Here is a 26,835-nt window from a genome sequence, read left to right as displayed (position 1 = left end):
GGACCCCGAAGGCGCTGATGCTGAGCCATACATACTGCGCGGGCGGAGGCTGGTGTCGTGGACGGCCGGCAACTTCGCACCACTGACGGTGTGTGCGACCGCTGTTAGCCTGCGCCCATGGTCAAGGGAAGATCGCCCGGCCGAATAGCTCACATAGCAGGGGGCGACAGGTCAGAGCGTGTATTGATCCTGGCCAGCTTCGTGAACCGAGTCGGCAATGGGCTCTTCAACACGGCGTCGGCGCTGTACTTCACGTTGGTCGTGGATCTACCGGCAGTGCAGGTGGGTGCCGCCCTCACCGCCGCCGGCTTGATCGGCCTGCTCGCGGGGATACCGGGAGGTCACCTGGCCGATCGACGTGGACCGCGCACGATCATGATGCTCGCTTTGACGGTTCAAGCAGTGGCGATGTCCGCTCTCGTGCTTGTCGAGAGCTGGGCTGCCCTCACGGTCGTCGCTGCCGTTGACCAGCTTGCCGCAGCCGCCGGCGGCGCCGCCTGGGGAGCCCTCGTGGTCCGGGTCGGTACTGACCGCCCAGCGCTGTTCAGGGCAAAGCTCCGTACTTACGTCAATTTGGGCGTCGTCCTGGGAACCGTGGGTGCCGGATTTGCGGTTGCAGCGCATACTCGTACTGCCTACTTCGTGCTGATTCTCAGCAACGCGGCCAGCTTTGCACTGTGCGCCCTCCTCCTGTTCTTGCTCCCCAACTACAGGGCATTGGCGCCACCGCCGCAGCAGCGCCGCTGGATCGCTCTCACCGACCGTCCGTTCGTGACCTTCACAGCCCTCTATGGTGCGATGGGGCTGCAATACCCGGCGGTGTCCCTGCTTCTGCCGATATGGATCTCAGAGCACACAGACGCACCGCGCTGGACCGTGGCCGCGGTATCCGCGATCAATGCTGGAGTCTGCGTCCTCTTACAGACCAGAATCGGATCCCGCATCGAAACCCCTCGCGATGGCGGCAAAGCGTTCCGCACGGCAGGACTGCTCTTCCTCCTCAGCTGTCCGATGATGGCCCTGACCGCGCACGCTCCCGTGTGGGCGGCCGCCGGCCTCGTGGTCGCAGCGATCTTCGTCCACAGCCTCGGGGAGATATGGGAGTCCTCGTCCGGCTTCGCCCTTGGCTTCGGCCTGGCACCAGACCATGCCCAAGGCCAGTACCAAGGGCTTCTCGGGCTTGGCTTCAGCGCAGGCCAGGCGCTCGCCCCCGCCATCCTCACCACCGTCGTGCTCGGACTGGGCACGGCCGGCTGGCTGCTCCTCGGCATGTTCTTCGCCGCTGTGGGCGCCGTCGGCCCATCGCTTGCACGCTGGGGCACGCGAACCCGATCTCGACAGGGAGCCGCAGTTGCGGGACCCAGCGGAGAACCGGACGAGGCGCACGCATAGCCGCACCCTGAGTTCTGGCGAACGCGTTCCTCTGCGGCCCGCCCGACTTCGTCCGACAGCCCTTAGGCAGTCGGCCCAGCTGTCGCCGGCGAAGCGGGCCCATCGGGTGGCGGTGCCGGGGTGGATGCCGATGAGGTCGGCGATCACGATGGGGCAGGTCCGCCAACGCCTCCATCATGGCGGTGTTGCGTGCGGCGCGCGTCGGCAGGTGGGTCGGCCGACGCCGAACTCTTCCGCAATGTGCTGCACGGTGTACGTCTCCCTGGGCTTCGGGGTTCCGATCGCGAGTGGAGACTCGCGCCACACCGATCCTCATGCCTCGCTGTATCGAAAACGGGGTAGTGCGTTTCATGGGCGCGTACACGGGTTACGCCACAAAGAAGGTGCAGGTCAGGGCAGTTGGGGACCGACCGCCTCACAGGCGATCGATTTCGGACGCTCCTGGCTGTCGGCAAGTGCAGGTTGGGGAGGGCTGGAGTCAGCTCTCAGCCCCGCCGAGCCGAAGGGGGCCCGGAGGAGATACGTGCGAAACGGGCCCATGACCGTCCCGAGTCGTTCCTCACGCTGCTGGTGTTGCTGAAGTCCTGTGCCAGGCTTGGCCCATGAGTGACATGTGGACCGGCGAGAAGGTACGCCTGCGAGGTGTCGAGCCCGAAGACTGGGAGGGCTTTCGTGACCTGACCAAGAACACCCTCGATGTCCGCAACGCCGACCTGGTCGACCCTCCGCGCTCTGCTGAGAGTTTCCGTTCCTGGACTGCTGAGCGGGCTGCGCGTCCGCCGGGGGGTGAAGCATTCCGCCTGGTGGTCGAGGTGCTCGCCGACCACGCGTTCGCAGGGTCCGTCACAGTCGGAGAGACCGACATCCGTGCAGGACGGTTCAAGACGGGTGTCGAGATCATCCGCGATCACCGCCGCATGGGATACGCGGCCGAGGCAACCGAACTCGTCCTCACCTACATGTTCGCCGAACAGCGCTACAACAAGTGCGAGGTGGAGGTTTACGCCTTCAACGACGCCTCCCTCGCCCTTTACCGCAGGCTGGGCTTCGCCGAGGAGGGACGACTTCGCCAACATGAATTCTTCGCCGGCAGCCACCACGATGTCGTGCTTCTTGGCATCACCGCCGCCGAACACTGGGCCACGCACCAGCGTCCATCAGTACGGTGACCTTCGCTTCACCATTCCCCACGTACGGGGCAAATCAGCAGCACGGGGTCAGGATGTCGTCGGGCCCGGGAGCATGGGACGCTGAGCAAGCGCAACGTGCTCTCTCTCGCCGAAACGGGAGGGGGCCATGTCACTCGGGTTCGTCGTCCAGTTCCTGGCCGACATGGGCACCGGCATCCGCGCGGAGCTGGCGGGCCGCCCCGTCGAGGAGCCGCCCTCCGTGGCCCTTCGGCACGGCGTCCCGGTCCCCCTCGCCGCCTGCGCCGAGCACTCCGGCGAATCCGACCGGGCACTGCGCATCGTCCAGCTGATTCTGCGTACCCCCGCCCTGCTCGCACGCTTCCTGGAGCGCCAGGCGCAGTGGCATGACGACCCGACGGCCGAGCCGGCGCACCGACTGGGGCGCGATCCCGCCGCGGACCTCTCTCCGCAACTGGCCGCCGGGACGGCGCTGGTCGCCTTCCACGCCGTGCTGCAGCGGTGGAGCGGGAGCGACGGCGCCGAGGACCCCGCCGAGCTGATCGACCGGGCCTTCACCGTGATCGCCCCGGCGTTGGACGGCATCACGCGACCGTAGGGCCGGCCCGGCGGATCAGGGCCGGACCGGGGCCGGGTGCCGCCCGATGCCCTTGATCGCCCCCGCGCCGGACTCGAACAGCAGCCCCCGCATACCGGCCGCCTCCGCCGCGCGGAGTGCGGGCGGTGCCGTCGGCGGACCACGAACCGGCCGTAGCGTACGTGGCGTGCCCCGGCCCGACACCACGGGTGACATCTGCACGTATCGTCCGGGTTTGACGGGGTTCAGGCAGATGGGGCCGAAAGTCCCTGCCGTACGACGTGGGCGCGTACCAGTCTGGGACACGTACCACCGGAACCTGGAGGGAACCATGACCACCGCCGAGCTTCCCGTGATCGCAGCCGTCGACGGCTCGTCGCACAGCCGCGAGGCACTCGACTGGGCCGCGCGCGAAGCGGTCCGCCGAGGGCTCGCGCTGGTGATCGTGCACGCCCGGACGCCGACCAGGCGCACCGTCCAGGAGACGCAGCTGCGCGGCGCGGAGGAGCTGCTCACCCAGTCGGTACGGAGGGTCTGCGAGATCGCTCCGGATCTGCACCCGACGACGCTCGCACCGCTGGACTTCCCCGCGGCGGCGCTCACCTCGCTCAGCCGCGACGCGTCGCTGGTGGTCGTCGGCTCGCGCGGTCTGGGCGGTTTCCGGTCGCTGATGCTCGGCTCCAACAGCCTGGCGACCGCCTCGATGGCCAAGTGCCCCGTCGTCGTCATCCACGGCGGGCCGTCGGAGGAGGACGGCGGGGTGGCGGAGGCCTACCCCGACATCGTCGCGGGCGTGGCCGCCGACGAGAGCAGTGAAGCGGTACTGGACTTCGCCTTCGCGACGGCCGCCACCCGTCCGGGTGCGCGCCTGCGGATCGTGCACGGCTGGACGATGTTCTCCTCGATGCTGTCCGGCGGCCCCGTCTTCGACCGGGACGCGGCGGCGGGGGCGGCCGAGCGGACCCTCGCCGAACTCACCGCCGGACGGCAGGAGAAGTACCCGCAGGTCGAGGTCGTCAGGGAGCCGGTCGGCGGCTCCGCCTCACGCACCCTGGTCACGGCCTCGGCGACCGCGGCGCTGACCGTGATCGGACGGCGCAAGGGCGGCGAGTCCCTCGGACTCGGGCTCTCCCCCGTCGCTCAGACCACGCTCACGCACGCGCTCGGCCCGGTGGCTGTGGTGCCCTGCTGACAGCGGTGCCGGCCCGCCCCGTGCGTGCACGCCCCTTGGCCCCGCACGCCGGCGGGCAGACACTGACCCGATGACGCAGCGTGCGGATCTCTCGACCGTGATGGACCAGCTGTCCATCGATGCAGTGATCACCGGCTATGCGCGGGCGGTGGACGACGGCGCATGGGCGGACTACCGGGCCCTGTTCACCGCGGACGGACGCGCCGACTACCGCAGTGCGGGCGGTATCGAAGGGCCCGCCGACGAGGTCGCCCAGTGGCTTGCGGAGACCATGCGGCTCTTCTCCGTACGCCAGCATCTGATCGTCAACCGCCGGCTCGCCATCCAGGATCTGGGGGGCTACCCGGGCGACCGCGCCGAGGTGCTGGCGGACTACGTGAATCCGATGCGGCTGGCGGGCGGCGGGGGCGGCACCGGGGCGGGGACGAGCGCGCCGGACTTCGTCTCCGGCGGGCGGTACACGTTCACGTTGTCGCGTACGGAGAGCGGCTGGCAAATCCGTACTGTGACCGTCGACGAGAAGTGGCGCGGCACGGCGGGCTCGCGCACCGCCGGCTGAGCCCGCCCTCCGGGTGCTTCCGTCTTCCGGTGCCGGGGAAGAACTGCGGAACGGGAGCCCAGGGGTCACACTGCTGATCAGGCGGGGACGAGGAGGCGCGGTATGCGGATTCCGGCCGGTCGGCGCGAGCAGTGGCAGCGGATTCGGCGGTCCGGCCGATGGCACGCCTGCCTCGCGCTGTTCGCCGGTGCGCTTCCCGCGCTCGCCTTCCCCGCCCCTTCCTTGTGGTGGCTCGCCTACGTCGGTCTGGTGCCGTGGCTGCTGCTGATCCGGTCCGCCGGTACGGCGCGCCGCGCGGCTCTCGACGGCTGGCTCGGCGGGATGGGCTATCTGCTCGCCGTGCATCACTGGCTGCTGCCGAGTCTCCATGTGTTCCTCGTGATCCTGGCGGCCCTGCTCGGTCTGCTGTGGGCGCCGTGGGGGCTGCTGGTCTTCCGGACGCTGCGCGGGCCGGCACGCGCGGGTTCCGCCGCGGCCGCGGTCGTGGTGGTGCCGTGCGGGTGGCTGATGATCGAGCTGGTCCGCTCCTGGGAGGGGCTCGGCGGTCCCTGGGGGCTGCTCGGCGCGAGTCAGTGGGAGGTAGCTCCGGCGCTCCGCGTGGCATCGGTCGGCGGGGTATGGCTGGTGAGCCTGCTGGTGGTCGCGGTGAACACCGCCGTAACCCTGCTGTTCGTGACCGCGGCCGCCCGGACGGTCGCCGTCGTCGCCGTCGTGGCGTGCGCCGTGGCGGTGTCGGCGATGGCCCGGTGGGCACCGCGGCCCGAGCCGTCGGGCGTGGCCAGGGTCGCCGTCGTGCAGCCGGGCGTGCTCCCGGGACCCCGCAGCGTCGAGCGCCGGCTCGCCGTCAGTGAGCGGTTGACCGGCTCGCTGGCGGGACGCGGTCTCGATCTGGTGGTGTGGGGCGAGAGCAGTGTCGGTGTGGATCTCTCCCGGCACCCGGACATCACCGCCCGGATCGCTGCCCTGTCGCGCCGGGTGGGCGCCGATGTGCTGGTCAACATGGATGCCCTGCAGACCGACGCGTCGGGTCGGACGGGGATCTTCAAGTCCGCGGTGCTGGTGGGGCCGGACGGATTGACCGGAGATCGGTACGACAAGATGCGGCTGGTGCCGTTCGGCGAGTACATTCCGGCCCGTTCCGTGCTCGGATGGGTCACGGCCGTGGGCAAGGCGGCGGGCAAGGACCGGCTCCGCGGCACCCATCCGGTCACGATGGAGCTCCCCGGAGCCGACGGGGGGAAGGGACTGCGCATCGGGCCGCTGATCTGCTTCGAGTCCGCGTTCCCCGACATGAGCCGGCGGCTGACCCTGGACGGCGCGCAACTGCTGATCGACCAGTCGTCGACCGCGACGTTCCAGCACAGCTGGGCTCCCGAACAGCACGCCTCGCTCGGAGCGCTGCGAGCCGCCGAGAACGGCCGCCCGATGGTGCATGCCACGCTCACCGGCGTCAGTGCCGTGTACGGCCCGCAGGGTGCGCGGATCGGCACCCCGCTCGGTACGGATACGAGTGCAGCCGAGGTCTTCGACGTACCGCTGGCGTCCGGTACCACCCTCTATGTGCGGCTGGGCGATTGGCCGGTGCACGGGGCGGCTGCGGTGCTGGCCGTGTTCTGCGCGTACGAGGGGGTGCGGTCGCTCAGGAGGCGTGACGGGGCCGGGCCGGCCGGTGCGAGGGGCGCCGGGGCGCCGGTGATCGCCTCGCCCGGTGAGCACCGGGGCTGAGCCTGGGAGCGCCGGGATCCCGCGGCCACCGAGTCCTGATACGTCGTCACAGAAAGCCGTGATCACGGTGGCTGTCCCCGTGACGCGGATACACCCCCGTCGCACCCCTGACCAGCATTGACGCCCTGCCCATCACGGACTGCGGCTGCCGCGACCACTTTTACTGAATATCGAATTCCATTTAATGGCAGTGAAGTTCCGCGCAAAATCAACCTTGATCAAGATGTGATCACGATACGAAGGCCCCGGTTGCTGCCACCTCGCCGAGAAGTTAAGACTTGACCACCTCCACCCCCTCCCGCGAGGGGTCGCCCATAGCCTTTCGAGACCGGGCTGAACGATGGCGGAAAATATATGTGGAGTTCGGCGCAAGAAAAGGGTATTGATGAAATTCCGAATGCGTGCAGCGACCGTGACTGTCGGAACCGCCCTGGCCGTATGGGGGCTTGCTGCCCCCGTCCAGGCCGTCACCCCCACCGTCAACGGTTCCGTTCACGCTCAGGGGACGATCCAGTGCGCCCCGGAGAGCAAGACATATACCGTGAAATCGAAGCCCGCGCCGGTACTCTCCGGCCCGTCCAACAAAGCGACGCAGATCGACGTCGTCTACCCCGGAAACAAGGTGCGCGGCTATTTCCACTGCGTCAATAGTGGCAACATCTACGTCTGCATCGGCCTCTGCAAAGTCGACGACAACGGCGTCAAGGGACGCTGGGTATTCCGTGGCTACCTGAGCTGATTCCCCACCGCAGTGCGGCTCACTCGCCCTGGATCCACCGCTCGATGACGGGCTGCGCGCGAGGGCCTGGCACGGAAAGGTGCCCGCCGAGCCGGGAGAACGGGATTCCCCCATGCCTCCACCGGCCCTGGGCGTCGGCGTGGTCGTTCGACGTCCGGTCCGTGAAGAGCTGCCGGCCGGCGGGGTTCCAGGAGCGGGACAGGCACGGGCTTCCAGGATCACGGGGTTCTTGACGCCCCATGACCCGAGTGAAGACCGTGCCTGTCGGCGCATCAGCGCCGATGCCGCCCGCCGTTGACGGGCTCAGCGAGCGGTCCTGACGGACCATCGATCCCCTGAACGCGGAATCACGCCCTTGACCAGCAGGAACAGCGAAACGCTGCAGGACAGCCCTTAGGCGCAGTCCAGGTCGCGCAGGACACGCTCGCACAGCTCATGCGTCTGCAACGCATCCCTGGCGCTCAGCACCTTTCCGGCCCGCACGGCGTCCAGGAACGACAGCACGCTCTGCTCGATGCCGCGCTGACGGGCCACCGGCACCCAGTCGCCGCGCCGGCGTACGCTCGGCTGGCCCTTGTGGTCGATCACCTCGGCAAGGTTGACGACCTCGCGCTTGGAGTCCTGGCCGGAGACCTCCAGCCGTTCCTCGGTCGAGCCGCTGAGCCGGTTCATCATGCCGATCGCGGTGAATCCGTCACCGGACAGCTGCAGGACGACGTGGTGCATCAGACCGTCGCGGATCCTGGCCTGTACGACGGTGTGCTCGACCGGCCCCGGGACGAGGAAGCGCAGGGTGTCGACGACATGGATGAAGTCGTCGAGCACCATGGTGCGCGGCTCCTCGGGCAGGCCGACCCGGTTCTTCTGCATGAGGATCAGTTCACGCGGGTGCTCGGCGCACTGCGCGTAGCCGGGCGCGACCCTGCGGTTGAAACCGACGGCGAGGCTCGTCCCACGCTCCTCGGCAAGGTTCACCAGCCTTGCCGAATCGGCGAGTTCGTAGGCCAGCGGCTTGTCGACGTACGTGGCGACGCCGGCGTCCAGCAACCGGCCCACGATCTGGGGGTGCACGGGGGTGGGAGCGTGGACGAACGCGGCGTCCAACCCCTCGGCGAGCAGCGAATCGAGGTCGGTGTGGCGCTGCCCGGACGGGATCCGGTGGGCCTCGGAGACCGCGGTCAGGGTGGCGGGGGTGCGGGTCTGCAGATGCAGTTCGACCCCGGGCAGGGTGGTCAGAACCGGCAGGTACGCCTTCTGCGCGATGTCGCCGAGCCCGATGCAGCCGACCTTCACAGAGGTCTCCTTCTCACTGTTCGGCACCGGCCGGCGCGGTGTCATCGGGCGAGGGAGCCCCGTCGGGCTCTTCGAGCCGATGCCTACCGCGATGGCCTGTGCGCGTCCTTCGTCCGGGCAGCATACGTGTGCTGCGGCGGCTGCCAGTCGGCGATGCCGTCGAAGGTGCGCAGGACGAGAGTCGGTCCGAGCCGCGAGACGGTGGACATCAGGGCATCGCGCAGCATTACGGAAGGCACCCCGGTCAGGCGCATCAGCCAGGACGCCTTTGCGGCCTTGCGGACGACGGCCGTTGTGCGCGGCAGCCGGTCTGCGGTGTAGGCGGCCAGGCCCGCACCGAGATCCCCGTCCGGCGTCATGTGGTGGGCGAGCACGATCGCGTCCTCGACCGCCTGGTTGCCCCCCTGGCCGAGGCTGGGCGCCATGGCATGGGCGGCGTCTCCGACGAGGACGGTGCGGCCCCGGTGACAGGACGGCAAGGGGTCGATCAGGTGGTGCACGTCGTTGCGGAGCACCTGACCGGGCTCGGCGGCGGCGATGGTCGAGGGGATCGGGTCGTGCCAGCCACCGAAGCGGCGCATCAGCTCCGCCTTCTCGTCGTCGACGGCATGGGCTCCGGCGGGGGCGACCGCGGCCCCGTAGGCGTAGATCCTGCCGTCCTTGAGCGGCTGGGTGCCCCAGAGGGCGCCGCGCCCCCACGTCTCGTGCGGCGCGAAGGGCCGCCCGGCCGCGGGGACGACGAAGCGCCAGGTGGTGAATCCGGCGTACGAGGGCCCGGGGTGGGCCGGGAAGAGTACGCCGCGTACACCCGACCTGATGCCGTCGGCACCGATCACGAGGTCGGCCTCGATGGTCCCGGACGCCGTCCGGACGACCGCACGCGCACCGCCTGCCGCTCCGGGGTCGAGCAGTTCTGCCGCAGCGTCGGTACGGACGGCGGCGGCGGGCAGGCGGCTCACCAGACGGCCGACGAAGGTGGCCCGGTGCAGCAGGACGATGGGGCCGCCGAACCTCTCGGTCGCGGCGGCGCTGTTCGTACGGGAGAGCCAGCGCCCGCTCGGGGTGCGCATGCCGCCCGCGCCCTGCCAGGCGGCGAGGGACCTGATCTCGTCGCCGAGGCCGATGACGTCCAGGGCGCGCTGGGCATTGGGAGCGAGGGCGATGCCTGCACCGACGGGTTCCAGGGAGGCGGCGCGCTCCAGAACGGTGACCCGCCAACCGCACTCGTGCAGGGCCACCGCCGTGGTGAGGCCGCCGATTCCGCCGCCGACGACGACGGCGTGGGGTTGGTCCATCACTCCTCCTCGAAACTACACCTGTAGTGGCGATTGCACCGTACTACAGATGTAGTTCCACGGGTAGGTTGACCCCATGGCCACACGCACCACCGGCACCTCCCGGGCCGACCTCATCACCGATGCCGCCCTCGCACTCCTCGCCGAACGGGGGATGCGCGGACTGACCCACCGAGCCGTGGACGAGCGCGCCGGACTCCCCCAGGGTTCGACGTCCAACTACGCACGCACCCGGCAGTCCCTGCTGGAGGCGACGGTGCGACGGCTGGCGGAGCGCGAGGCGCGGGTGCTCGCACCGGGTGAACTCCCCGTTCCTGGCGCCGGACAGGCGCCCGGCCCGCGCACCGGCCGGGGACGCGACACACAGAACGGCCCGCACACCGGTCCGGAGGCGTTGATCGCCGGTCTCGCGCTCGCCCTGCACCGGTATCTCACCCGCCATCCCGAACTGCTCGTCTGCCGCTACGAGCTCGCCCTCGAGGCCACCCGCCGCCCCGAACTGCGGGAGTTCTTCGACGCGACGGGCCGGCAGTTCCGTGAGCCGCTGACGGCCCTGATGACGGCGGCCGGATCGGCCGAGCCCGAGCGGCACGCCCTGTCTCTGGTGGCCTGGTGCGAGGGGCTGATGTTCTCGTGCGCCGCGGGTTCGTACCACCAGTCCGTGCCGACCGAGGAGGAGTTGCGTACCGGCTTCGCCGAACTCCTGCGCGGGATGCTGGGATCCGACGGGGCATTGCGCTGACCGGAGTCACTCGTGCGGGCCAATCCGGGCTTCCCGGCTCACCGGAAAGCCGATCCGCCCAGCAGAGTTGATCAGGTGCAACGAACCAGAATCACCGTGAAGCTCCTGGTCGGCGTGGCGGTCACGACGCTGTCCGGCTGTGTGTCCGTGACTCCGCATCCGGACGTTCCGCCCCGGCCCGGGATCAGCAGCCCCGCCCAGGACCTGGCACCGCAGATCGCGCGACCCCCGGTCCACGACAGCCTGGAGGTGGTACCGGCCCCCGGGCCGTCCGCCTCCGCCTCCGCCCCGACGGCCGGAGCGCCTGCGGGCACCGGCCGCGCCGCCGCTCCCGCGCCGCTGCAACGGAACCGTCCCGGGGCGGCGCAGCCCCGCCGGCGTCATGCCCCGCCCGCCGTGACCGTGCCCGTCCCGGCCCTGCCGGCCCCTGTCGCCGGGACGGACGTCTGCGCACTGGGACGGGGGTACGGGCACTGGCCGGCCGGCAGCCCCCAGTCCCGGATCTGCGAGAACACCTACGGCCGCTGAGACCGGTACGGAAAAGACCCTGCCGAGCCCGGTACGGAAAGGATCCCGCCGAGCCCGGTACGGAAGCCGAGCCCGGTACGGGAAGAACGAACGGGTGGCCCGTCCGCCGTGGACGGGCCACCTCTCACATCTCCCGCAGTCTCAGCTCCAGCCGTGCGATCGCCGCGCGGACCCCTCCCCCGTAGCCGTCGTCCGACCCGTCCTCGGCAAGCACACCGGAGGCGGCATGGGCCCGGTCGAGATGGGTCCGGGCCGCCTCCGGCCGCTGGAGCTTCACGTAGTCCGCCGCGAGGTTGAGATGGAGCGAGGGGTAGAACGCCCGCACCGCCAGCGCGTCGGAGTGCTGCGCCGCCCGCTCGTCGGTCAGGCTGTCGGCCGCGGTCAACGCCCTCAGGTCCCAGGCCAGTTCATCACCGGGATCGTCCTGGGTGTCGGCCATGTAGTGGGCGAGGGTGCACCGGTGCAGGGCGTCACCGTCCTCGCCGATCTCCGACCAGAGGTCGCCGAAGCGATTGCGGGCCTCCTCCCGGTCACCACCGTGCAGGAGCATGATGGCCTGGCCGATCCTGGTCATGACGGCGTCCTTCGACGCCTCCCGCTGCTCCGCCACTGCGGCCTCCCTGTCCTTTGTCCACCCGTTCCCGGCCGACCGTTCCCGATCGACGCTAGCCGCAGCCGCGGCCAATCCCGCTGAGGCTCGGGCGGGCGTCCGGGCCTGTCCACCGGGCGCCCGCCACCGGCCGGGGCCGGGACCGCGGTGTCAGCCCAGATCGGGGATGCGCCAGTCGATGGCCTCGTGCCCCTGCGCCGCCACCGCCGCGTTGATCTGCCGGAACGGGCTGGAGCCGAAGAACTTCTTGGCGGAGAGCGGTGACGGGTGCGCGCCCTTCACCACCGCATGGCGCTCCTCGTCGATCAGCGGGAGCTTCTTCTGGGCGTAGTTGCCCCAGAGCACGAAGACCGCCGGATCGGGCCGCGAGGCGACCGCGCGGATCACCGCGTCGGTGAACTTCTCCCAGCCCTTGCCCTTGTGCGAGTTGGCCTCGCCCGCACGCACCGTCAGCACCGCGTTGAGCAGCAGGACGCCCTGCTGGGCCCACGGCATCAGATACCCGTTGTCCGGGACGGGCAGGCCGAGCTCCTCCTTCATCTCCTTGTAGATGTTCCGCAGGGAGGGCGGCGTCTTCACCCCCGGCCGCACGGAGAAGCACAGGCCGTGCCCCTGCCCCTCCCCGTGGTACGGGTCCTGGCCGAGGACGAGGACCTTCACCTTGTCGTAGGGAGTGGCGTCCAGAGCGGCGAACACCTGGTCGCGCGGCGGATAGACCGGCCCCTTGGCCCGCTCCTCCTCGACGAACTCGGCGAGCTCCTTGAAGTACGGTTTCTGCAGCTCTTCGCCGAGGACGCCGCGCCAGGACTCGGGCAGCAGGTCGGTGTCGGTCACGTCAACAACCTCCGGTAAGTAATACGTTCTCCATCCGAGAACCTACCGGGGGCCACTGACAACGGACCCCGCGAGCCCCGCCGGGCCTACCAGCTGGCCTTGCGGTACAGCTCCCACATCTGCATGACCGTCTGCGGGTCCAGGGCGCGCTCGCCGCCGCCGATGTCCTCGCCCGACGCGACGTACAGCTTGCCCTGCCACAGCGGCAGCAGCCGCACATCGTCGACCAGGATCTGCTGGGCCCGTTCGAACTGCTTGCTGACCGCGCCCCGGTCGCTCTCCTTGCGGGTCTGCGGCAGCAACTGCCGGGTGATCTCGTTCTTCATGTACGGCATCCCGGTGATGCTGTCCTTGCCCACGAAGGGGGCGATGAAGTTGTCCGGGTCCGGGAAGTCCGGGAACCAGCCGCGGCCGAAGACGGGGTACGCCCCCTTGGTGAAGCCTTCCTGGAACTCCTTCCAGGGCTTGCTCTTCAGCGTGATCTTGAACAGTCCGGAGGCTTCCAGCTGACGCTTCAGTTCGTCGAACTCGAGCGCCGTGGAGGAGCCGTACCGGTCGGTCGTGTACCAGAACGTCATCGAGACGGGCTTGGTGAGGCCCGCTTTGACGAGGATCCGCTTCGCCTTGTCCCGGTCGGGATCGCCATAGGCGTCGAAGAAGCTGGTGGTGTGTCCGGCGATGCCCTTGGGGACCATGGAGTACAGCGGCTCGGCCGTGCCCTGGTAGACCTTGGCCACCAGCGCGTCACGGTCGACGAGCTGGGCGACGGCCCGCCGCACGGCCACGTTCCCTGCGGCCGGATCCTCGGGGTTGAAGACCAGGAACCGGATGTCCGCGCCGACGGTCTCCACAATCTGCAGATTGCTGTTCTTGTCCTTGTTGTCTTCCAGGCTGACGACCTCCTCGGCGGTGAGGCCGCGGTAGATCGCGTCGATCTCGTTCTTCCTCAGCGCGGCGACCACCGGGGCGGATTCCTTGAAGTACCGGATGGTCACAGCGTCGTTCTTGCGGTTGGCGAAACCGTTGTAGCCCGGATTCCTCACCAGTTCGGCCCGGTTCCCCGGCTTGTACGCATCAAGGAGGTAGGGGCCGGATCCGGTGACCTTTCCGTCACTGCGGATCTTGTGCTTCGAATAGTCACTGGGCGCCACCAGCGACATCGCGGGCGTGGCGAGGATGAAAGGGAAAGTGGCGTCCGGCTTGGTGAGATGGAAGACGACGACGTCGTCCCCCCTCGTCTCCACCCGGTCGAGCGAGCCGAGCATGCCGACGGGGCCGCCCTTGACCTTGAGCTCCGAGATCCGGTCGATGGAGTACTTCACGGCCTCGGCGTCGAGTTTGTCGCCATTGGAGAATTTCAGACCCTTGCGGAGTTTGCACCGGTAGGCCGTGCTGGTGGCGTCGGTGAACCTGCACGACTCCGCGGCATCGGGCTCGGGGCTGGTGCTGCCGCTCGGGAAACTCACCAAGGTCTGGAAAACATTCCGCATCAGTTCCCAGGAGTTGTCCCACGCGGCCGCCGGATCCAGGGCGGAGGGCTCACTCGTCGTACCGACGACTATCTTCTGCTCCACTTTCGAGCCGCTGTCGGCAAGAAATCCGCAACCTGCCAGCAGAGAAAGGGAAGCAAGGACTGCAGCGGCCTGCAGACTGGCTCGGTAGAACACGTGAACGCTCCTCGATCAGCCATGGGTCGGCAGACCATACCGCAGCGCCCCGTCGGGTCAATCCCCAGGCCCGACAGGGCACTTGAGTCAATCAGGCCCAAATCCGCTCAGGCCGTTCTCAGCTCACACCCGCGTTCAGGAAGATCCCGCCGTCGACCACCAGAGTCTGTCCCGTGATCCAGTCGGACTGGCTGGATGTGAGGAAAGCGGCTGCACCGCCGATGTCCTCGGGGACCCCCAGTCGGCCGAGCGGATAGGCCGCGGCGGCCTCCGCCTCACGGCCCTCGTACAGCGCCCGGGCGAATTTCGTCTTCACGACTGCGGGGGCGATCGCGTTGACCCGGACGACCGGCGCGAACTCGTGCGCCAGCTGGAGGGTCAGATTGACCATGGCGGCCTTGCTCATGCCGTACGCACCGACGAACGGCGAGGCGGAGATACCGGCGACCGAGGCGATATTGACGATCGCGCCGCCGTTCTCCTTCTGCCAGGCCTTCCAGGTCTGCTGGGCGAACCCGAGCGCCGAGACCACGTTCGTCTCGAAGACCTTGCGGGCGACATTGAGGTCGAGGTCCGCGATCGGGCCGAAGACCGGGTTCGTGCCGGCGTTGTTGACCAGGAAGTCGACCCGGCCGAACGCCTCCATGGTGCGCTCGACCGCCGCCGCCTGGTGCGCCTCGTCGTGCGCCTTGCCCGCCACACCGATCGCGCGGTCGGAGCCGAGCCGCTCGACGGCCTCCTTGAGAGCGTCCTCGCCCCGCCCGGTGATGCAGACCCGGTCACCGCGGGCCACGAGCGCCTCGGCGACGCCGTAGCCGATGCCCCGGCTCGCGCCCGTGATCAGCGCGACCTTCCCACTGTCCTGCACAGCCATGATGTCCGTAACCCTCCGGATCAGTTGAGCGGTCCGCCGGCCACGTACATGACCTGACCGGAGACGAAGCCGGCCTCGTCGCCCGTGAAGAAGGCGATGGCGTTGGCGATGTCCTCGGGGTGGCCGACACGCTGCACCGGGATCTGGGTGGCGGCGGCGGCCTGGAACTCCTCGAAGCCCATGCCGATCCGTGCCGCGGTCTGCGCGGTCATCTCGGTGACGATGAAGCCGGGGGCGACGGCGTTGGCGGTGATGCCGAACTTGCCGAGTTCCTTGGCGAGGGTCTTGGTGAAGCCCTGCAGACCGGCCTTGACGGCGGAGTAGTTGGCCTGCCCGCGGTTGCCGAGCGCCGAGGAGGAGGAGAGCGAGACGATCCGGCCGAACTTGGCGTCCACCATGTGCTTCTGCACGGCCTTGGCCATCAGGAACGCGCCCTTGAGGTGCACATTCATCACGGTGTCCCAGTCGGACTCGGTCATCTTGAAGAGGAGGTTGTCGCGGAGCACACCCGCGTTGTTGACGAGGATCGTCGGGGCGCCGAGCTCGGCGGCGACCCGCGCGACCGCGGCCTCCACCTGGGCGCTGTCCGACACATCGCAGCCGACGGCGAGGGCGGTGCCCCCGGCGGCGGTGATCTTCTCGACGGTGTCCTTGCAGGCCGCCTCGTCGAGGTCGAGTACGGCGACTGCGCGGCCCTCGGCCGCCAGGCGCACCGCGGTGGCGGCGCCAATGCCCCGTGCCGCTCCGGTCACGACGGCGACGCGCTGCTCGGTGGTGGACATGCTTGGTTCTCCTCGCCCTTGGATCGCGGCTCAGCGGACGTCGGGGCGTCCCGGCACGGATCGTCCGTGTGCACGGAACCTTCCCGATAACTGAGCAACCGCTTAGTACCTTCAGCAGACGAGACGCTAGAAGCCCTGGCACCCGGTGTCAACGGCGCACGGCCGCAGGGGCGCATGTCACACCCGGCGGCGCCGCTGCCACCGTGGTCACGGGCGACGCCGCCGGGGTGGGGAGTCAGCGCACCAGCAGGTCCAGCAGCCGTTCGGCCTCGGCCTCCGGGTCGTTCGTGAGGCCGCTGTGCACGGGGCTCGGCTGGACGACCGTGGAGCGCGGCGCGATCAGCCAGCGGAAGCGGCGGCCTGCGTCGTCGCCGGCGGCCTGACCCGCGTCCGCACCGCCGCGGCAGACACCCTCGACGGCACGCAGGGCGGCCCGTACACCGACCACATCGGCGGCCGGGTCAAGGGCCTTCAGTTTGACCTCGTCGAGATGGGTGCGGGCGGCGACGAAGCCCCGCGCGCGGCAGTAGACGACCACGCCCGCGTTGAAGAACTCGCCGCGCTGCACCCGCGGCACCACGCGCAGCAGCGCGTACTCGAAGACATCGCGCTCGCTCACCGTCGGCCGTCCTTGTCGTTCTTCTCCTTGGTGGGGTGGGGCCACGGGGTGAGGTGCTCCGTGAGCCAGCCGGGGGCCTGGGACGGCTTGGGCTCGGTGGGGCCCTCCAGCGTGATCCGCTCATGAATGGTCGCGGCGCGCGGCAACAGCGCCTCCACATAGGCGCGGCGCAGCTCGTCCGTGGAGTCGAAGCCGGGCTCGTCCACCAGCCATTCGTCGGGGACGTCGGCCGCGACCTCGGTGAGCAGTTCCTCGGTGACCAGGGGGGCGAGCTCGGCCGCCGCCGCCGCGATGTCGGGGGCGAAGGGGGCCAGCGCGTGGTCCGAGGCGTTGTACGGCTTGGCGGCGGATGTCCGGGCGCCGGGCCAGTTGTGGTGCCAGATCATGGTGGCGCCGTGGTCGATGAGCCACAGGTCGCCGTGCCAGATCAGCATGTTCGGATTGCGCCAGGACCGGTCGACGTTGTTGATCAGTGCGTCGAACCAGACAACCCGGCCGGCCTCCCGGGAGTCCACCTGGTAGGCGAGCGAGTCGAAGCCGATCGACCCGGGCAGGAAGTCCATCCCCAGATTGAGCCCGCCGCTGGCCTTCAGGAGCTCCTGCACCTCCTGGTCGGGCTCGGCGAGCCCGATGACCGGGTCGAGCTGGATCTGCACGAGGTCGGGGACGCGAAGGCCGAGCCGGCGGCCGAGCTGTCCGCAGATGACCTCCGCGACCAGCGTCTTGCGTCCCTGTCCGGCACCGGTGAATTTCATGACGTAGGTGCCGAGGTCGTCGGCCTCAACGATCCCGGGCAGCGATCCGCCCTCCCGCAGGGGTGTGACATAGCGGGTCGCGATGACTTCGGTGAGCATTTCCCCAGGCTATACGGCTCAGATCCCTGGAGATCCACGGACCGAGGTCAGGGCCGTACAGCCTGGGGAATCACCCCGATCAGCCCTGGGGAGAATCTGGGGAGTTTTGGCCGGCGACCCGCTTTCCGAGGAAACCGTCGATCACAGCCCGGCCCCGGTTCCCGGCCTCCGGCATGAAGTGCGCGTAGTAACCGAGCGTAATCGTCGGCGATGAGTGCCCCAACCGCTGGGCCAGGGTGACGACAGACTCGCCTGCCTCCAACATGATCGAGGCGTAGGTATGTCGCAGCACGTGGAAACCGTCCTTTGGAGCTGCAGCCCACTGCCAGGGCTTGGCTCCCTCGGACCGCTGGGGGATGACCTCAGCCTTGGCCAGAGCAGGCTTCCACGTATAGGTGTTCCATGTATTGACCGCGATGGCGTTGCCAAATCGCGTGGTGAGCAGCAGCGAGAACTTTTCCGTCGGCCTGTCCTCCCCTGGCCGCCCCCAGGGAAGCTCAACCGCTACGGGCGGGAAATCCCTCACATGCCTTTTCAGCTCTTCAGCCACGGACGGCGGCATGTCGACGACGCGGGCCTTCCGAGACTTCGGGAGCGCGTAGTACAACTTCCCGTCGATCGTCTGAGTCTGCCGACGAACGTGGAGGACACCACGTGCGTAGTCAATATCATCAGGACTCAGCCCGAAGACCTCCCCTTGCCGGAGACCACACCCCAGGCCAAGGACAACGGCGATCCTGTTCCGCTCATTGATGACATCACGTACTCGGAGCGCAGTCTCCAACGACCACGCCTCCCTGCGCTCCTTCGATGCCTTCGGCCACTGCACCGACTTCGCGCGCATCGGATTTCGAGCGATCCGCTTGTCATCAACAGCTGTCTCCAGGATCCCTGACAGCTCACCCAAGATGCCACGCACATAGTCGACCGACCTCACGGAGCTGCCAAGCTTCGCTATGTATACACGCAGTTCCGCCGGCGTTATCTGCTTCAGCTGGAGCTGTCCCAGATGCGGGACGATGTGGAGACGCACCCGACGCTCGTGCCCCTGCTGAGTTTTCGGGGCGCCCGCCTTCCCAGGTGCCCAGTATTTCGCGATGTAATCGGCTAGCGTGATGGTTCCGTCACGAGGGTCCACGAACTCGCCGCGCTCTTCATCCGTCGCAGACCGGCGGAGCCACGCCTTGGCGTCCTCGACTGTAGCGAATGATCTGTCACGGATCCCTGGGATGCCAGCGACCTTGTATCGCGTCCCTTTCCCGTACCGGGCAGTACGCTCTCTCTTGCCCGTTACTGGGTCCTTCTTCTTCTTGATCCAACGGTCTTCTATGTAGCCGGCCAAGCCGCACTCTCCAATTTGGGTCGATTACAGATCAGCGGCGAACCATCAAGGGCTAGTTGCAGAGAGGACGCGTCGCTGCGCACCTACTTCGATTGGGCTCAATTCCGGGTTGGAACGGGAATCCGATTGCTCCTGCATGCGCACCCAGGCGTCAAGCGTCACCAGCCTGTACATGACCCGGCCACGGACTCCCATCCGAAAGCTTGGCGGCCCCTGGCGACGGTGCCGCCAGACGTACAGGGTGTGAGGGGACATGCCGAGGTAGTCGGCCGCTTCCCGCACATTCAGGAAAGCTCTGATACTCGCTCCGGATGCGGCAGCCACTGGATCGGAGTTGGCCCCATGCAGGGAGGTTGGCATCTTGGCACCTCGGGATCGCGAAGACGGTTGAAGGACACATTGATTCCGCGCATTGCGGGATAGGTGAGAACTCGCCCACCTGGCTCCGCCACCAAGCGCAGCCCAGTGCGAACTCAATGGTCGCGACGATCGCCGGTTTGGCTAACCGGCGATCATGGCCTATGTTGCGCGCCGCATCAGATGAATCCGACAGCTTCTCGGGCTGGCCGCGTTCAGGCAGCCAGCCGGTATGAGCGCAGGGCTGGGGTCGCGCCGTCCGTAACGAGCACCAGCAGACCGTCCTCAGTGCGGCGGTCAAGATTCCGCACCACGACACGCTCGGGGGCCTCAATGGCAGCGACCACCTGGCGAGTTGCAGCTCCGGGGTGCGCCGCAATGTGCGCGAGGACGGCCCTGTCACGGCGGTAGCCGCGTTGCAGCAGGTCCTCGCCGAACAGGCCGGCCGGCAGACGCACAGCCCGGTGGACACGACGCTGTAGTCCCCCCGCCGCCTGGCCGGACCAAGCGTTCAGTGCGCCGAGCCCAAAGAGGGCGGGTGAAGCGAAGCGGGCGGATCCAATAGCGGAATCCGACAGACGAGCCTCCTAAATAGAGATCTTGCCAGCAAGGCAGCCTGGTGTGGTGCGGGGTTGCGAATCAGTCGCAGCCCTGACCACACCGGAGTAACTGCATCGTCTGACCTGGTGTTTTCCTGGACGTTGTACGTTGACATGGTCCCGGCGGAGGTTTCCAGTCTTTTGGAGTTCTTTTCTGTCTGCCGTGGGCGAATGCCCGCCGACGGCCCTGCGTGGAGTCCTCCCGTCGCGGACCTATTGAGACGAAAGGAATGCGCCGGCGCCTACACCGCGAAGTCGTTGCACAATCTCGTCGGTAAGGCCCTGGTCATTCCCGACCGGGTGGATGCACTCGGCCGTAACCGCCCTGCCACCTGCCGGGTCAAATACGGCAGCGGCGATGTGTACCTGCGGGTGGCGGTGTGGGCAGCGTGGCCCGAGCAGACGGTGCGGCATCCGGTGCGCCCTGGCCAACTGGGTGGGGTCGCGGTACCCGAGCAGGAGAGGTAGTTGCATGGCCAACGAGTTTGTGATCGCGCAGACGCCCAGCGACGACGAGGATCAGGCGAAGGCGCTGGCCTGAGGCGCGGTCGAGAGCAAGCTGGCAGCGGGCGTCCACATCGATGCGCCGATCACAGCCTTCTACTGGTGGAAGTAGAATGTCGAGACGGCGTAGGAGTGGCGGATCTCGTACATGACTTCGACGGACCATCTCCCGGCACTGGAGGCGTGGTTGCACGAGAAGCATCCGTACGACGTCCCCCAGTGGATAACGCTGCCAGTGACCGGCGGGCCGGAGGCGTACCTGTCGTGGGTTGTCGAGGAGACCGCATAGGACTGAGGAGCGACGGGCCGGCCGTACGACGGCGTTCGCGTCCGGAGCGTGTCGGACGACCGGTTCACCGCCCACCTCCCGGGCCACACCGGTCGGGTTCTCATGGCCGCGTTCCTCGATGGCCCAGACCACCTGGCGTCGGCCGCGGCTGACGGCACCGTACGCCTCTGGTCGTCGACCGAACAGCGCCAGCTCGCCGAAGTACGCGTCAACGCCTCGCTGCACTGCGCGGCCTGCGACCGAACCACCGGACACGTGGTCGTGGGCAGCGCGGCCGGCACCGTCGCGTTCTCCATCCGCCTCCACTGAACCACGCGAAGGAAGCCCGCACACCATGACGCAGCCCGCCCCCGCCCCAGTCGTTGTCAGCAACGTCGCAGGCTCCTTCGCCTGGGGTGTCCTGCACGACCGACACCCCACCCTGATCGAGCGCGTCCGCCAGGCCACCCCCTACCCCATCGAACAGCAGCGTGCCCTGGACACCCTCCTACAGGAGATCACCGAGGACGGCGTGATTCTCCCCCTGCCTGACACCGAGCCCGGAGCGGACCAGTGGCAGCGGTGGGGCAAGGAGCACATCGGCAGCCGCTGGGAAGACGCCCCGTTCCTCTGGGCGGAGAGCTACTTCTACCGCAAACTCCTGGCCGCCCTCGGCTACTTCGCCCCCGGCCCGTGGCAGGGGATCGACCCCTTCGCCCCGTTCAAGAACGCCGAACTCGCGGGCCCAACGGTGGAGGCCGAACTGGCCGCCCTCGACCAACTCCCCCAGATCCCGGCAGTCGAACAGCACCGCACCCTCCTCCACGCCTCCCTCTGGGGCAACCGCGCCGACCTCGGCTTCGCCGTCTCAGCGGGCAATGCCGGCCTTGGCGACCGTGTCACCGGCCTCGTCGCCGACAACTCCGCCGTCCTCTGGGAAACCCTGTCCGCCAGCCCGCCCGGCAAGGTCTGCCTCGTGGCCGACAACGCCGGCCCCGAGCTCCTCCCGGACCTGGTCCTCGCCGACCACCTGCTCCACACCGACCGCGCCGCGTGCGTCGTTCTGCACCTCAAGCCGTACCCGTACTACGTCTCCGACGCCACGGCCACCGACACTCTGGCCTGCCTCCACCGCCTGACCACGGCCCCCGGCTACGCCTCCGAGATCGGCAAGCGCCTGCAGCAGGCCCTCACCACCGGCCGCCTCACCCTGCGCGCCCACCCTTTCTCCTGCGCCCCGTTCCCCTACGCCGACATGCCCGCCGACCTCCACGAGGACTTCGCCACCGCCACCCTGACGATCATGAAGGGCGACCTGAACTACCGCCGCCTCGTCGGCGACCAACACTGGTCGGCCACCACCCCGTTCACCGACGTCACGTCATACTTCCCCGGTCCGGTCGCAGCTCTACGCACACTGAAGTCGGACGTCATCGTCGGCCTGGCGCCGCAAACCGTCCACGAGCTGGAAGTTACCGGGCCCCAGTGGCGCACGAGCGGCACGCACGCCCTGATCCAGGTCACTTCATGACGCCCGGGTTCGCCCTTACAACCGGGTTACATCCCTCGTCAGCACATGGCTTCCACGCCGACGCCAAGCCACCTGAAGACGTGGGAAACGTAAGCCGGAAACTGCTCTTCCTACACTTCCGCTACCGGCTTGACTCCCTCCGGAAACACGCCAAATCAGGAGCTGCTCAGGCTGCCTTCCAGATTGCCGCAGTGTCATCTCGTTGAAGAGTGGCTATTCTCCGACCGAGTTCGTGGGCTGCTGCTGCGTTCCCCATGTCGGCGCGGCGGATGTACGAGCTGAGTGTGTGCATGTCGCGGATGCGGATGAGCATGGGTAGACCGGGCCACCTTGTGATGTCGTACCCATACACTCTCCCGAACGTTTCGAGTTCAGTAGCAGTTCGTCCGAATCGCCGGCCTTGGTAGGTGTTGGCAAGGTCGACCTCCCGTGGCCCGACGGCCGCCTCATCCCAGTCGCCGAGGAGCGCATGGTCGCCGTCCCAGAGGCAGTTGCCGGGGTATGCGTCACCGTGGACGAGGCCGGGGGTCAGGGCGTAGTCGAGTTCCTCGAAGGTAGCAATGAGCTCGTGCGCGCGTGTGGCGAGCCAGTCCTTCTGGGTGTCGGGCACTGAGTTCGCGTGCGCCAGTGTCTGGGTGAAGGAAGTTAGTGGCGTCCACTTCGGCAGTGTGATGGGTGGTTGGGGAAGCTGGTGTAGTTGCCGAAGAAGACGGCCGAGATGCTCAGCGTTGGGGGTGCTTTTCGCGGTGGGCTGCGGGTAGTGACGCCAGAAGGTGACGACATGCCCTTCGGCGAGTACGGGCTGTTCGAGGTCCGCGGGTTCCGTCGCTGGTACACCGTTGTTTGTGAGCCAGCGTGTGAGCGTCACGCTGGTGGTGAGCCTGGGGAGATGTCCGACTGGGCTGACGCGCGCGACGATGCGTTCGGTAGGGAGGAGGAAGACTGCGGTCGCGTGCTGGTGCAGCTTGGTCATCTGGTTGCTGCGCAACCCACTCATGCGGGCGGCCCTGTGTGCCGCATGCTCCTCGATGCCATGATTCATTGGAGTGGTGCCTTCAGTTGTATGTCCATCCCGTCTGCGTCCGGCCGCTCTTCCCTGGCGTGGCGCAGGACGTCCAGGGAAGAGTGGGCCGCCCAGTGGCTACCGAAGGGCGATCCGGTCAGAACTGCCTGCCTGCTATCTACCTGCGACCGTGTGGATCAGTTCCACAACTCGTTCTGCGTTCGTCAGATCCGGTATGACGTGGTCGGCTCCTTCGGTGGCCAATTGCTCAGCCGAGGTCGTTCCCGAGGCAACACCGATGACTCTCGCGCCTCCCTCCAGTCCAGTACGGACGTCCTGCAGGGAGTCACCGATGATGACGGTGTTCTCGCGGCCGAAGATGTGGTCGTACACCGCCTCAGCTCTCTTCTGTGCAATGCGCACGAGGGCAGGCCGATGGGAGTCGTCGGAAGCGTAGCCTCCGATACTCATGTCGAGGTAGTCCGCAAGGCGGAAGGCGGACAGTTTGATCTCTGCGCTCGCTTTGAGGTTGCCGGTCACAATCGTCGGGACGAGCAGTTGAGACTGGTGTACAGCCGCCAGAGCCCCAACGGCGCCGGGCATCAGATGTCCCTCGCGACGCAGTGCCTCACGGTGGCGATTCAGCCGGCCGGGGAGGCGGTCAACCATCAAGCGCGCGAGGTGATCGAATTCCGATTCGGGGACCGCATTGGCGGAGAGCAGTTCTCGCACGGCAAGCGGCATGGTGACACCGGTTCCTCTGGCGGGCAGCGTCTGCGCGTCGCGGCCAACTATCTCGCGAAACACCTCGCGATACACCAAGCGGTCGGTCTCACCGACGTAGAGCAGAGTCCGGTCGACGTCCCATAGCACCAGAATCATGTGAGCGCTCGCTCCTTCAGAAGTTCCTCGCCCCGGTCTAGGAACATACGGACAGGGGCTGCGCTGCCGAACTGGCGCGCTTCGAGCAGCATCGAGCGCAGATGCTCGTCGAGCCGGGCGGACCGGATGCCGTCCACCATGGTGAGCACTTCGTGTCCGGTAGCGGCACCGGCGTCGGCGTCGCCCGCGCGCATCTGAGCCGTTGCTGCGCGGGTGAGGAACTGGGCTCTGGTCCGGGTTTCTTCACGGCTCAGGACGCCGCGAGCTGAAGCGAAGGCGGATGCGGCTTCGGCTGGACGGCCCAGCTCGAGGAAGCAGCTGCCTCGCTGGCCGAGGATCTCACCCGGATTGATCCAGTACAGCCAATGCGGCTCATCCTCACCGCGCCCCTTGGCACACAGGGCATCTGCTTCTTCGAGGGTCGCCAGAGCGTGCCGTTCTTCTCGCAGTCGAGCGTGACCTCGCGCTTGCCGCGTGAGGAGCATGGCGTGCAACGCCGGCACGTCCTGGTCACTGATGCTCTGGCGTGCTGTCCGGGCAGCAGTGACTGCCTCGCGGGGATCGCCGACCGAGTAGCCGTGAATGGCCAGGAATGACAGTGCACCGGCGCGGAGTCTTGAGTCCCCTGATGCTTGAGCCGCACGCAGTGCACCCAGGAAGAGCCCTTGTGCTTCGTCGTGCTCGCCGCCGTCGAACAAGTACCACCCTGTCTGAATGGCGGTGTCCGCGGTCACTGCTGCGAGTCGGCGGCCTGTCCGCTCGTCGAAGGTTCCGGTCTTCATCAGACCCAGCAGCACCTTCAGGTGTTTCCTGGCGGTGCTGGCCAGGGTTCCACTGCCGCTGCTCGCGTCCAGCTGCCTCAGTGCGTCAGTGGTGGTCTGCAGTGACGTGAGCAGAGGCATGGTCACCCGCGTTCCGTCGCGGGTGTCTGCGGCCAGCACCTCCATAGGGGCGATGGCCGACTGCAGGACATATTGAGTGAGACCGGCTCCGCTCAAGGCGGTCAGCACGCTTCGACGCTTCATGGGACCTCCGACAGCCACTTCAAGTGACGTCACCATACGATCCGCCGTCCACGGCATCGCCGGGTCCAGCGCCTCCGAGGCCGCTGTCTGATCCCGGCCTGTAAAGGGTGTCAGGAGCAGTGGCCGCAGGTCAGTTGGAAGGCCGAGGCCGTTGAGGAGGTCGATGATGGCATCGCGGCCCCCCAGCTGCTTGCGACCGTTTTCGAGGTCGGAGATGTACGACTGGGTAAGCCCGGTCAAGGCGCGTACGTCCATCTGGGACAGTCCCGACCGTCGACGTAACAACCGAAGCAATTCACCGAACTCCCAGGAAGCAAGGGCTCGTTGCACCCGTTCGTCACGCCATGCCCGGTCAGGAACCCTGAGCGCGGCGCTGGTACGTGAGCATGATGCGCACATGGGGTCGGGGTTGTACTGACTCAACACATTCCCGCACTTGCCGCACACCCGGATCGGCATCTTCATGACAGCACCCGTCGTACTGAGTTGAGCTCAACTTTCAGCTAGTTACAGGCTATGCGCAGATTGATATCGCGGTAGCGATATCGCCACGGCGATGCATGTCGATCTACGCCGACCCCAGACTCGTGCCACTGCCGCAGTACAACCAGGCAGCAGGCAGCGGCGCGGTGTCCGCCGACGCGTATTCGGAGGGGGCGTTGTGTTCGGGACCGTGACAGAGCACGCACTGTCGGCCACGCAAGCATTACGCGGCCATCTCAGTCCGGAGCTGCGACAGAGCTTCCGTGGCTGCGTCGTTGATCTCGGCCAGAACGTGACCACCAGTTCGGTTGATGCGCTGCAGCTGATGCGGAAGCCGCTGGGCGCGTGCCTCGTTTACGGCATGGGTGAGCAGCTCTGCAGCGCCGCGGGTATCTCCGCCGAGAAGACGGACCTTGCCGGTGGTGATGAGCTCGATGACGCGCCACTGAGGTGCGACGGCCGTGGTCGTTGCGGGCGCAGGCTGTTCAGCGCGATGTATGGCCGCCCGAGCGCGGCCGGTGCCAATCAGACCCCGGATCTCGATCTCGTACAGGGCTACGGGGTTGACGAGGCTGGTGTGGTCGACCTCGTCGAGCAGAGCCCTTGTTTCTTGGATGGCGCGATCGAAGAGCGGGGCGTTGCCGAGGGCGCCGGCGGCTCGGGCGAGGAGGGGCAGGACCGCTGCGCGGCTCATGCGGTTGGGAGCAAGGGACGCGGCGGAGACAAGGCGGTTGACCGCGGCGCCGACGAGTCCCGCTTTGCGCAGTTCGTTTCCGTGCATGCGCAGCGCGGTGGTTGTCAGTGCGGGGTCGTCGAGGAAGCCCACGACGTTGAGGCTCTTGGCGGTCCAGTGCGCAGCGGTGGCGAGGCGTTCTTCGGGCAGGACGTTTCCCAGAGCGGTGCCGAGTCCGAGCCGGGCATCGGCCAGGAGGCGGAGCGCTTCGCGCTCTGTGTGTCCGTCTCGTGCGCGGGCTTCCAGCCGGGCTACGAGCGGCCACAGTTCGGCGACGGCTTCCGAGGCGTGTCCGGTCTGGCGGGCGATCTCGGCGAGACGCACGGTGGACTGGCCGAACTGGAGCATGGCTCGGAAGTCGGTGTCCGCGGGATCGGTGACGCCCAGGATATGTGGCGGCAGGGTGAGCCGGTCTGCGATGTGCCGCAGAGCAGCGACGTCGGTGAGTCGGCGCTTGCCGAGTTCGATCGCGGAGACGTAGGTCTTGTCGTAGCCGATGAGGGCGCCGGTCTCCGATTGGCTCTGACCGTGCACGTGGCGGTGGAAGCGGAGGATGGCCGCGAGGTCTCGGGTGGCGAGGACGGTTTGGGCTTCCGATGTGGCCCAGTGCCATGCGGCGTGCCGGGAGGACGGTTGCTGGGCATGCCCGTTGGCGGCGCTGTGCCCGGCCATGTCCGG

26 protein-coding genes and 2 pseudogenes are annotated in these 26,835 nt (G+C 67.9%); 12 read left to right on the top strand and 16 right to left on the bottom strand.

Annotation, left to right across the window (positions count from 1 at the left end):
- The first annotated feature begins 183 nt into the window (after window positions 1-183).
- The 7 genes and pseudogenes from ACIOMQ_RS35230 (at window position 184) to ACIOMQ_RS35200 (ending at window position 7,332) form a co-directional block, all read left to right on the top strand.
- Window positions 184-1,392 carry an MFS transporter gene (locus ACIOMQ_RS35230; RefSeq protein ID WP_362207608.1) on the top strand — a complete coding sequence of 403 codons (1,209 nt, stop codon included), beginning with the start codon at window positions 184-186 and terminating at the stop codon, window positions 1,390-1,392.
- Window positions 1,393-1,994: 602 nt separating this feature from the next.
- Window positions 1,995-2,561, top strand: coding sequence for a GNAT family protein (locus tag ACIOMQ_RS35225; RefSeq protein ID WP_362207611.1), 567 nt, complete (start codon window positions 1,995-1,997; stop codon window positions 2,559-2,561).
- A gap of 142 nt (window positions 2,562-2,703) precedes the next feature.
- A pseudogene (locus ACIOMQ_RS35220) lies at window positions 2,704-3,138 on the top strand (TetR family transcriptional regulator); the annotation flags it as partial.
- 310 nt (window positions 3,139-3,448) lie between these two features.
- Window positions 3,449-4,309: a universal stress protein gene (locus tag ACIOMQ_RS35215; protein ID WP_362207614.1), complete on the top strand. Its 861-nt coding sequence runs from the start codon at window positions 3,449-3,451 to the stop codon at window positions 4,307-4,309.
- Window positions 4,310-4,379: 70 nt separating this feature from the next.
- Window positions 4,380-4,868, top strand: coding sequence for a nuclear transport factor 2 family protein (locus ACIOMQ_RS35210; protein WP_401266681.1), 489 nt, complete (start codon window positions 4,380-4,382; stop codon window positions 4,866-4,868).
- Window positions 4,869-4,970: 102 nt separating this feature from the next.
- Window positions 4,971-6,593 carry an apolipoprotein N-acyltransferase gene (lnt, locus tag ACIOMQ_RS35205; protein WP_401944747.1) on the top strand — a complete coding sequence of 541 codons (1,623 nt, stop codon included), beginning with the start codon at window positions 4,971-4,973 and terminating at the stop codon, window positions 6,591-6,593.
- Window positions 6,594-6,990: 397 nt separating this feature from the next.
- Window positions 6,991-7,332, top strand: a complete 342-nt coding sequence (locus ACIOMQ_RS35200) for a hypothetical protein (RefSeq protein ID WP_402191853.1) — start codon at window positions 6,991-6,993, stop codon at window positions 7,330-7,332.
- Window positions 7,333-7,725: 393 nt separating this feature from the next.
- Here the strand turns inward: ACIOMQ_RS35200 and ACIOMQ_RS35195 are convergent, their stop codons facing one another.
- Window positions 7,726-8,625, bottom strand: a complete 900-nt coding sequence (locus ACIOMQ_RS35195) for a Gfo/Idh/MocA family oxidoreductase (RefSeq protein WP_362207624.1) — start codon at window positions 8,623-8,625, stop codon at window positions 7,726-7,728.
- Window positions 8,626-8,708: 83 nt separating this feature from the next.
- A complete protein-coding gene (locus ACIOMQ_RS35190) occupies window positions 8,709-9,920 on the bottom strand; it encodes an FAD-dependent monooxygenase (protein ID WP_401266675.1) in 1,212 nt (403 codons plus the stop codon).
- Window positions 9,921-9,996: 76 nt separating this feature from the next.
- Between ACIOMQ_RS35190 and ACIOMQ_RS35185 the strand changes: the two genes are divergently transcribed.
- Window positions 9,997-10,662 carry a TetR family transcriptional regulator gene (locus tag ACIOMQ_RS35185; protein ID WP_362207630.1) on the top strand — a complete coding sequence of 222 codons (666 nt, stop codon included), beginning with the start codon at window positions 9,997-9,999 and terminating at the stop codon, window positions 10,660-10,662.
- Between the two features lie 75 nt (window positions 10,663-10,737).
- On the top strand, window positions 10,738-11,190 hold the full coding sequence (locus ACIOMQ_RS35180; RefSeq protein WP_362207633.1) for a hypothetical protein: 453 nt from the start codon (window positions 10,738-10,740) through the stop codon (window positions 11,188-11,190).
- Window positions 11,191-11,314: 124 nt separating this feature from the next.
- On the opposite strand, the gene ACIOMQ_RS35175 is transcribed toward ACIOMQ_RS35180, so the two are convergent.
- The 10 genes from ACIOMQ_RS35175 to ACIOMQ_RS35130 all read right to left on the bottom strand — a co-directional run bounded on the left by ACIOMQ_RS35175 (window position 11,315) and on the right by ACIOMQ_RS35130 (window position 19,587).
- Window positions 11,315-11,800, bottom strand: coding sequence for a hypothetical protein (locus ACIOMQ_RS35175; RefSeq protein ID WP_362207636.1), 486 nt, complete (start codon window positions 11,798-11,800; stop codon window positions 11,315-11,317).
- A gap of 150 nt (window positions 11,801-11,950) precedes the next feature.
- Entirely contained in the window at window positions 11,951-12,634 is a 684-nt protein-coding gene (locus ACIOMQ_RS35170; RefSeq protein ID WP_402191851.1) for a uracil-DNA glycosylase, read from the bottom strand.
- An 86-nt stretch (window positions 12,635-12,720) separates the two neighbouring features.
- Window positions 12,721-14,301 carry an ABC transporter substrate-binding protein gene (locus ACIOMQ_RS35165; protein WP_362207642.1) on the bottom strand — a complete coding sequence of 527 codons (1,581 nt, stop codon included), beginning with the start codon at window positions 14,299-14,301 and terminating at the stop codon, window positions 12,721-12,723.
- Between the two features lie 118 nt (window positions 14,302-14,419).
- Window positions 14,420-15,175 carry an SDR family oxidoreductase gene (locus tag ACIOMQ_RS35160; protein WP_362207644.1) on the bottom strand — a complete coding sequence of 252 codons (756 nt, stop codon included), beginning with the start codon at window positions 15,173-15,175 and terminating at the stop codon, window positions 14,420-14,422.
- A gap of 20 nt (window positions 15,176-15,195) precedes the next feature.
- Window positions 15,196-15,957: a 3-oxoacyl-ACP reductase FabG gene (gene fabG / locus ACIOMQ_RS35155; RefSeq protein ID WP_362207647.1), complete on the bottom strand. Its 762-nt coding sequence runs from the start codon at window positions 15,955-15,957 to the stop codon at window positions 15,196-15,198.
- Between the two features lie 235 nt (window positions 15,958-16,192).
- On the bottom strand, window positions 16,193-16,576 hold the full coding sequence (locus ACIOMQ_RS35150; RefSeq protein ID WP_362207650.1) for a DUF3037 domain-containing protein: 384 nt from the start codon (window positions 16,574-16,576) through the stop codon (window positions 16,193-16,195).
- Window positions 16,573-17,430 (bottom strand): HipA family kinase, encoded by an 858-nt coding sequence (locus tag ACIOMQ_RS35145; RefSeq protein ID WP_362207653.1) that lies wholly within the window; start codon window positions 17,428-17,430, stop codon window positions 16,573-16,575. Before ACIOMQ_RS35145 ends, ACIOMQ_RS35150 begins: the two co-directional genes overlap by 4 nt.
- A 79-nt stretch (window positions 17,431-17,509) precedes the next feature.
- On the bottom strand, window positions 17,510-18,772 hold the full coding sequence (locus tag ACIOMQ_RS35140) for a site-specific integrase (RefSeq protein ID WP_176740515.1): 1,263 nt from the start codon (window positions 18,770-18,772) through the stop codon (window positions 17,510-17,512).
- A 45-nt stretch (window positions 18,773-18,817) separates the two neighbouring features.
- Window positions 18,818-19,132: an AlpA family transcriptional regulator gene (locus tag ACIOMQ_RS35135; protein ID WP_093900462.1), complete on the bottom strand. Its 315-nt coding sequence runs from the start codon at window positions 19,130-19,132 to the stop codon at window positions 18,818-18,820.
- 212 nt (window positions 19,133-19,344) lie between these two features.
- A complete protein-coding gene (locus ACIOMQ_RS35130; protein ID WP_362207664.1) occupies window positions 19,345-19,587 on the bottom strand; it encodes a MarR family transcriptional regulator in 243 nt (80 codons plus the stop codon).
- A 613-nt stretch (window positions 19,588-20,200) separates the two neighbouring features.
- Between ACIOMQ_RS35130 and cutA the strand changes: the two are divergent.
- The 3 genes and pseudogenes from cutA (at window position 20,201) to ACIOMQ_RS35115 (ending at window position 22,031) form a co-directional block, all read left to right on the top strand.
- A pseudogene (cutA, locus tag ACIOMQ_RS35125) lies at window positions 20,201-20,521 on the top strand (divalent-cation tolerance protein CutA).
- 48 nt (window positions 20,522-20,569) lie between these two features.
- Entirely contained in the window at window positions 20,570-20,830 is a 261-nt protein-coding gene (locus ACIOMQ_RS35120) for a hypothetical protein (RefSeq protein WP_093900460.1), read from the top strand.
- Between the two features lie 25 nt (window positions 20,831-20,855).
- Window positions 20,856-22,031: a damage-control phosphatase ARMT1 family protein gene (locus tag ACIOMQ_RS35115; protein WP_362207668.1), complete on the top strand. Its 1,176-nt coding sequence runs from the start codon at window positions 20,856-20,858 to the stop codon at window positions 22,029-22,031.
- Window positions 22,032-22,197: 166 nt separating this feature from the next.
- On the opposite strand, the gene ACIOMQ_RS35110 is transcribed toward ACIOMQ_RS35115, so the two are convergent.
- From ACIOMQ_RS35110 to ACIOMQ_RS35095, 4 genes are all read right to left on the bottom strand, one after another.
- Window positions 22,198-23,073 carry an aminoglycoside phosphotransferase family protein gene (locus ACIOMQ_RS35110; RefSeq protein WP_402191847.1) on the bottom strand — a complete coding sequence of 292 codons (876 nt, stop codon included), beginning with the start codon at window positions 23,071-23,073 and terminating at the stop codon, window positions 22,198-22,200.
- Between the two features lie 135 nt (window positions 23,074-23,208).
- Window positions 23,209-23,916 carry an HAD hydrolase-like protein gene (locus tag ACIOMQ_RS35105; RefSeq protein ID WP_362207674.1) on the bottom strand — a complete coding sequence of 236 codons (708 nt, stop codon included), beginning with the start codon at window positions 23,914-23,916 and terminating at the stop codon, window positions 23,209-23,211.
- Entirely contained in the window at window positions 23,913-25,406 is a 1,494-nt protein-coding gene (locus ACIOMQ_RS35100; RefSeq protein WP_362207677.1) for a helix-turn-helix transcriptional regulator, read from the bottom strand. The genes ACIOMQ_RS35105 and ACIOMQ_RS35100 overlap by 4 nt, the downstream gene beginning before the upstream one ends.
- Window positions 25,407-25,647: 241 nt before the next feature.
- Complete coding sequence (locus tag ACIOMQ_RS35095) at window positions 25,648-26,829, bottom strand: helix-turn-helix domain-containing protein (RefSeq protein WP_351072887.1); 1,182 nt, start codon at window positions 26,827-26,829, stop codon at window positions 25,648-25,650.
- Between the last annotated feature and the right edge of the window lie 6 nt (window positions 26,830-26,835).

The organism is Streptomyces sp. NPDC087845, assembly GCF_044742755.1.
GTDB lineage: Bacteria > Actinomycetota > Actinomycetes > Streptomycetales > Streptomycetaceae > Streptomyces.
Note: the sequence above shows the minus strand (reverse complement) of the source record. Positions and strands in the feature narration are given on the sequence as shown.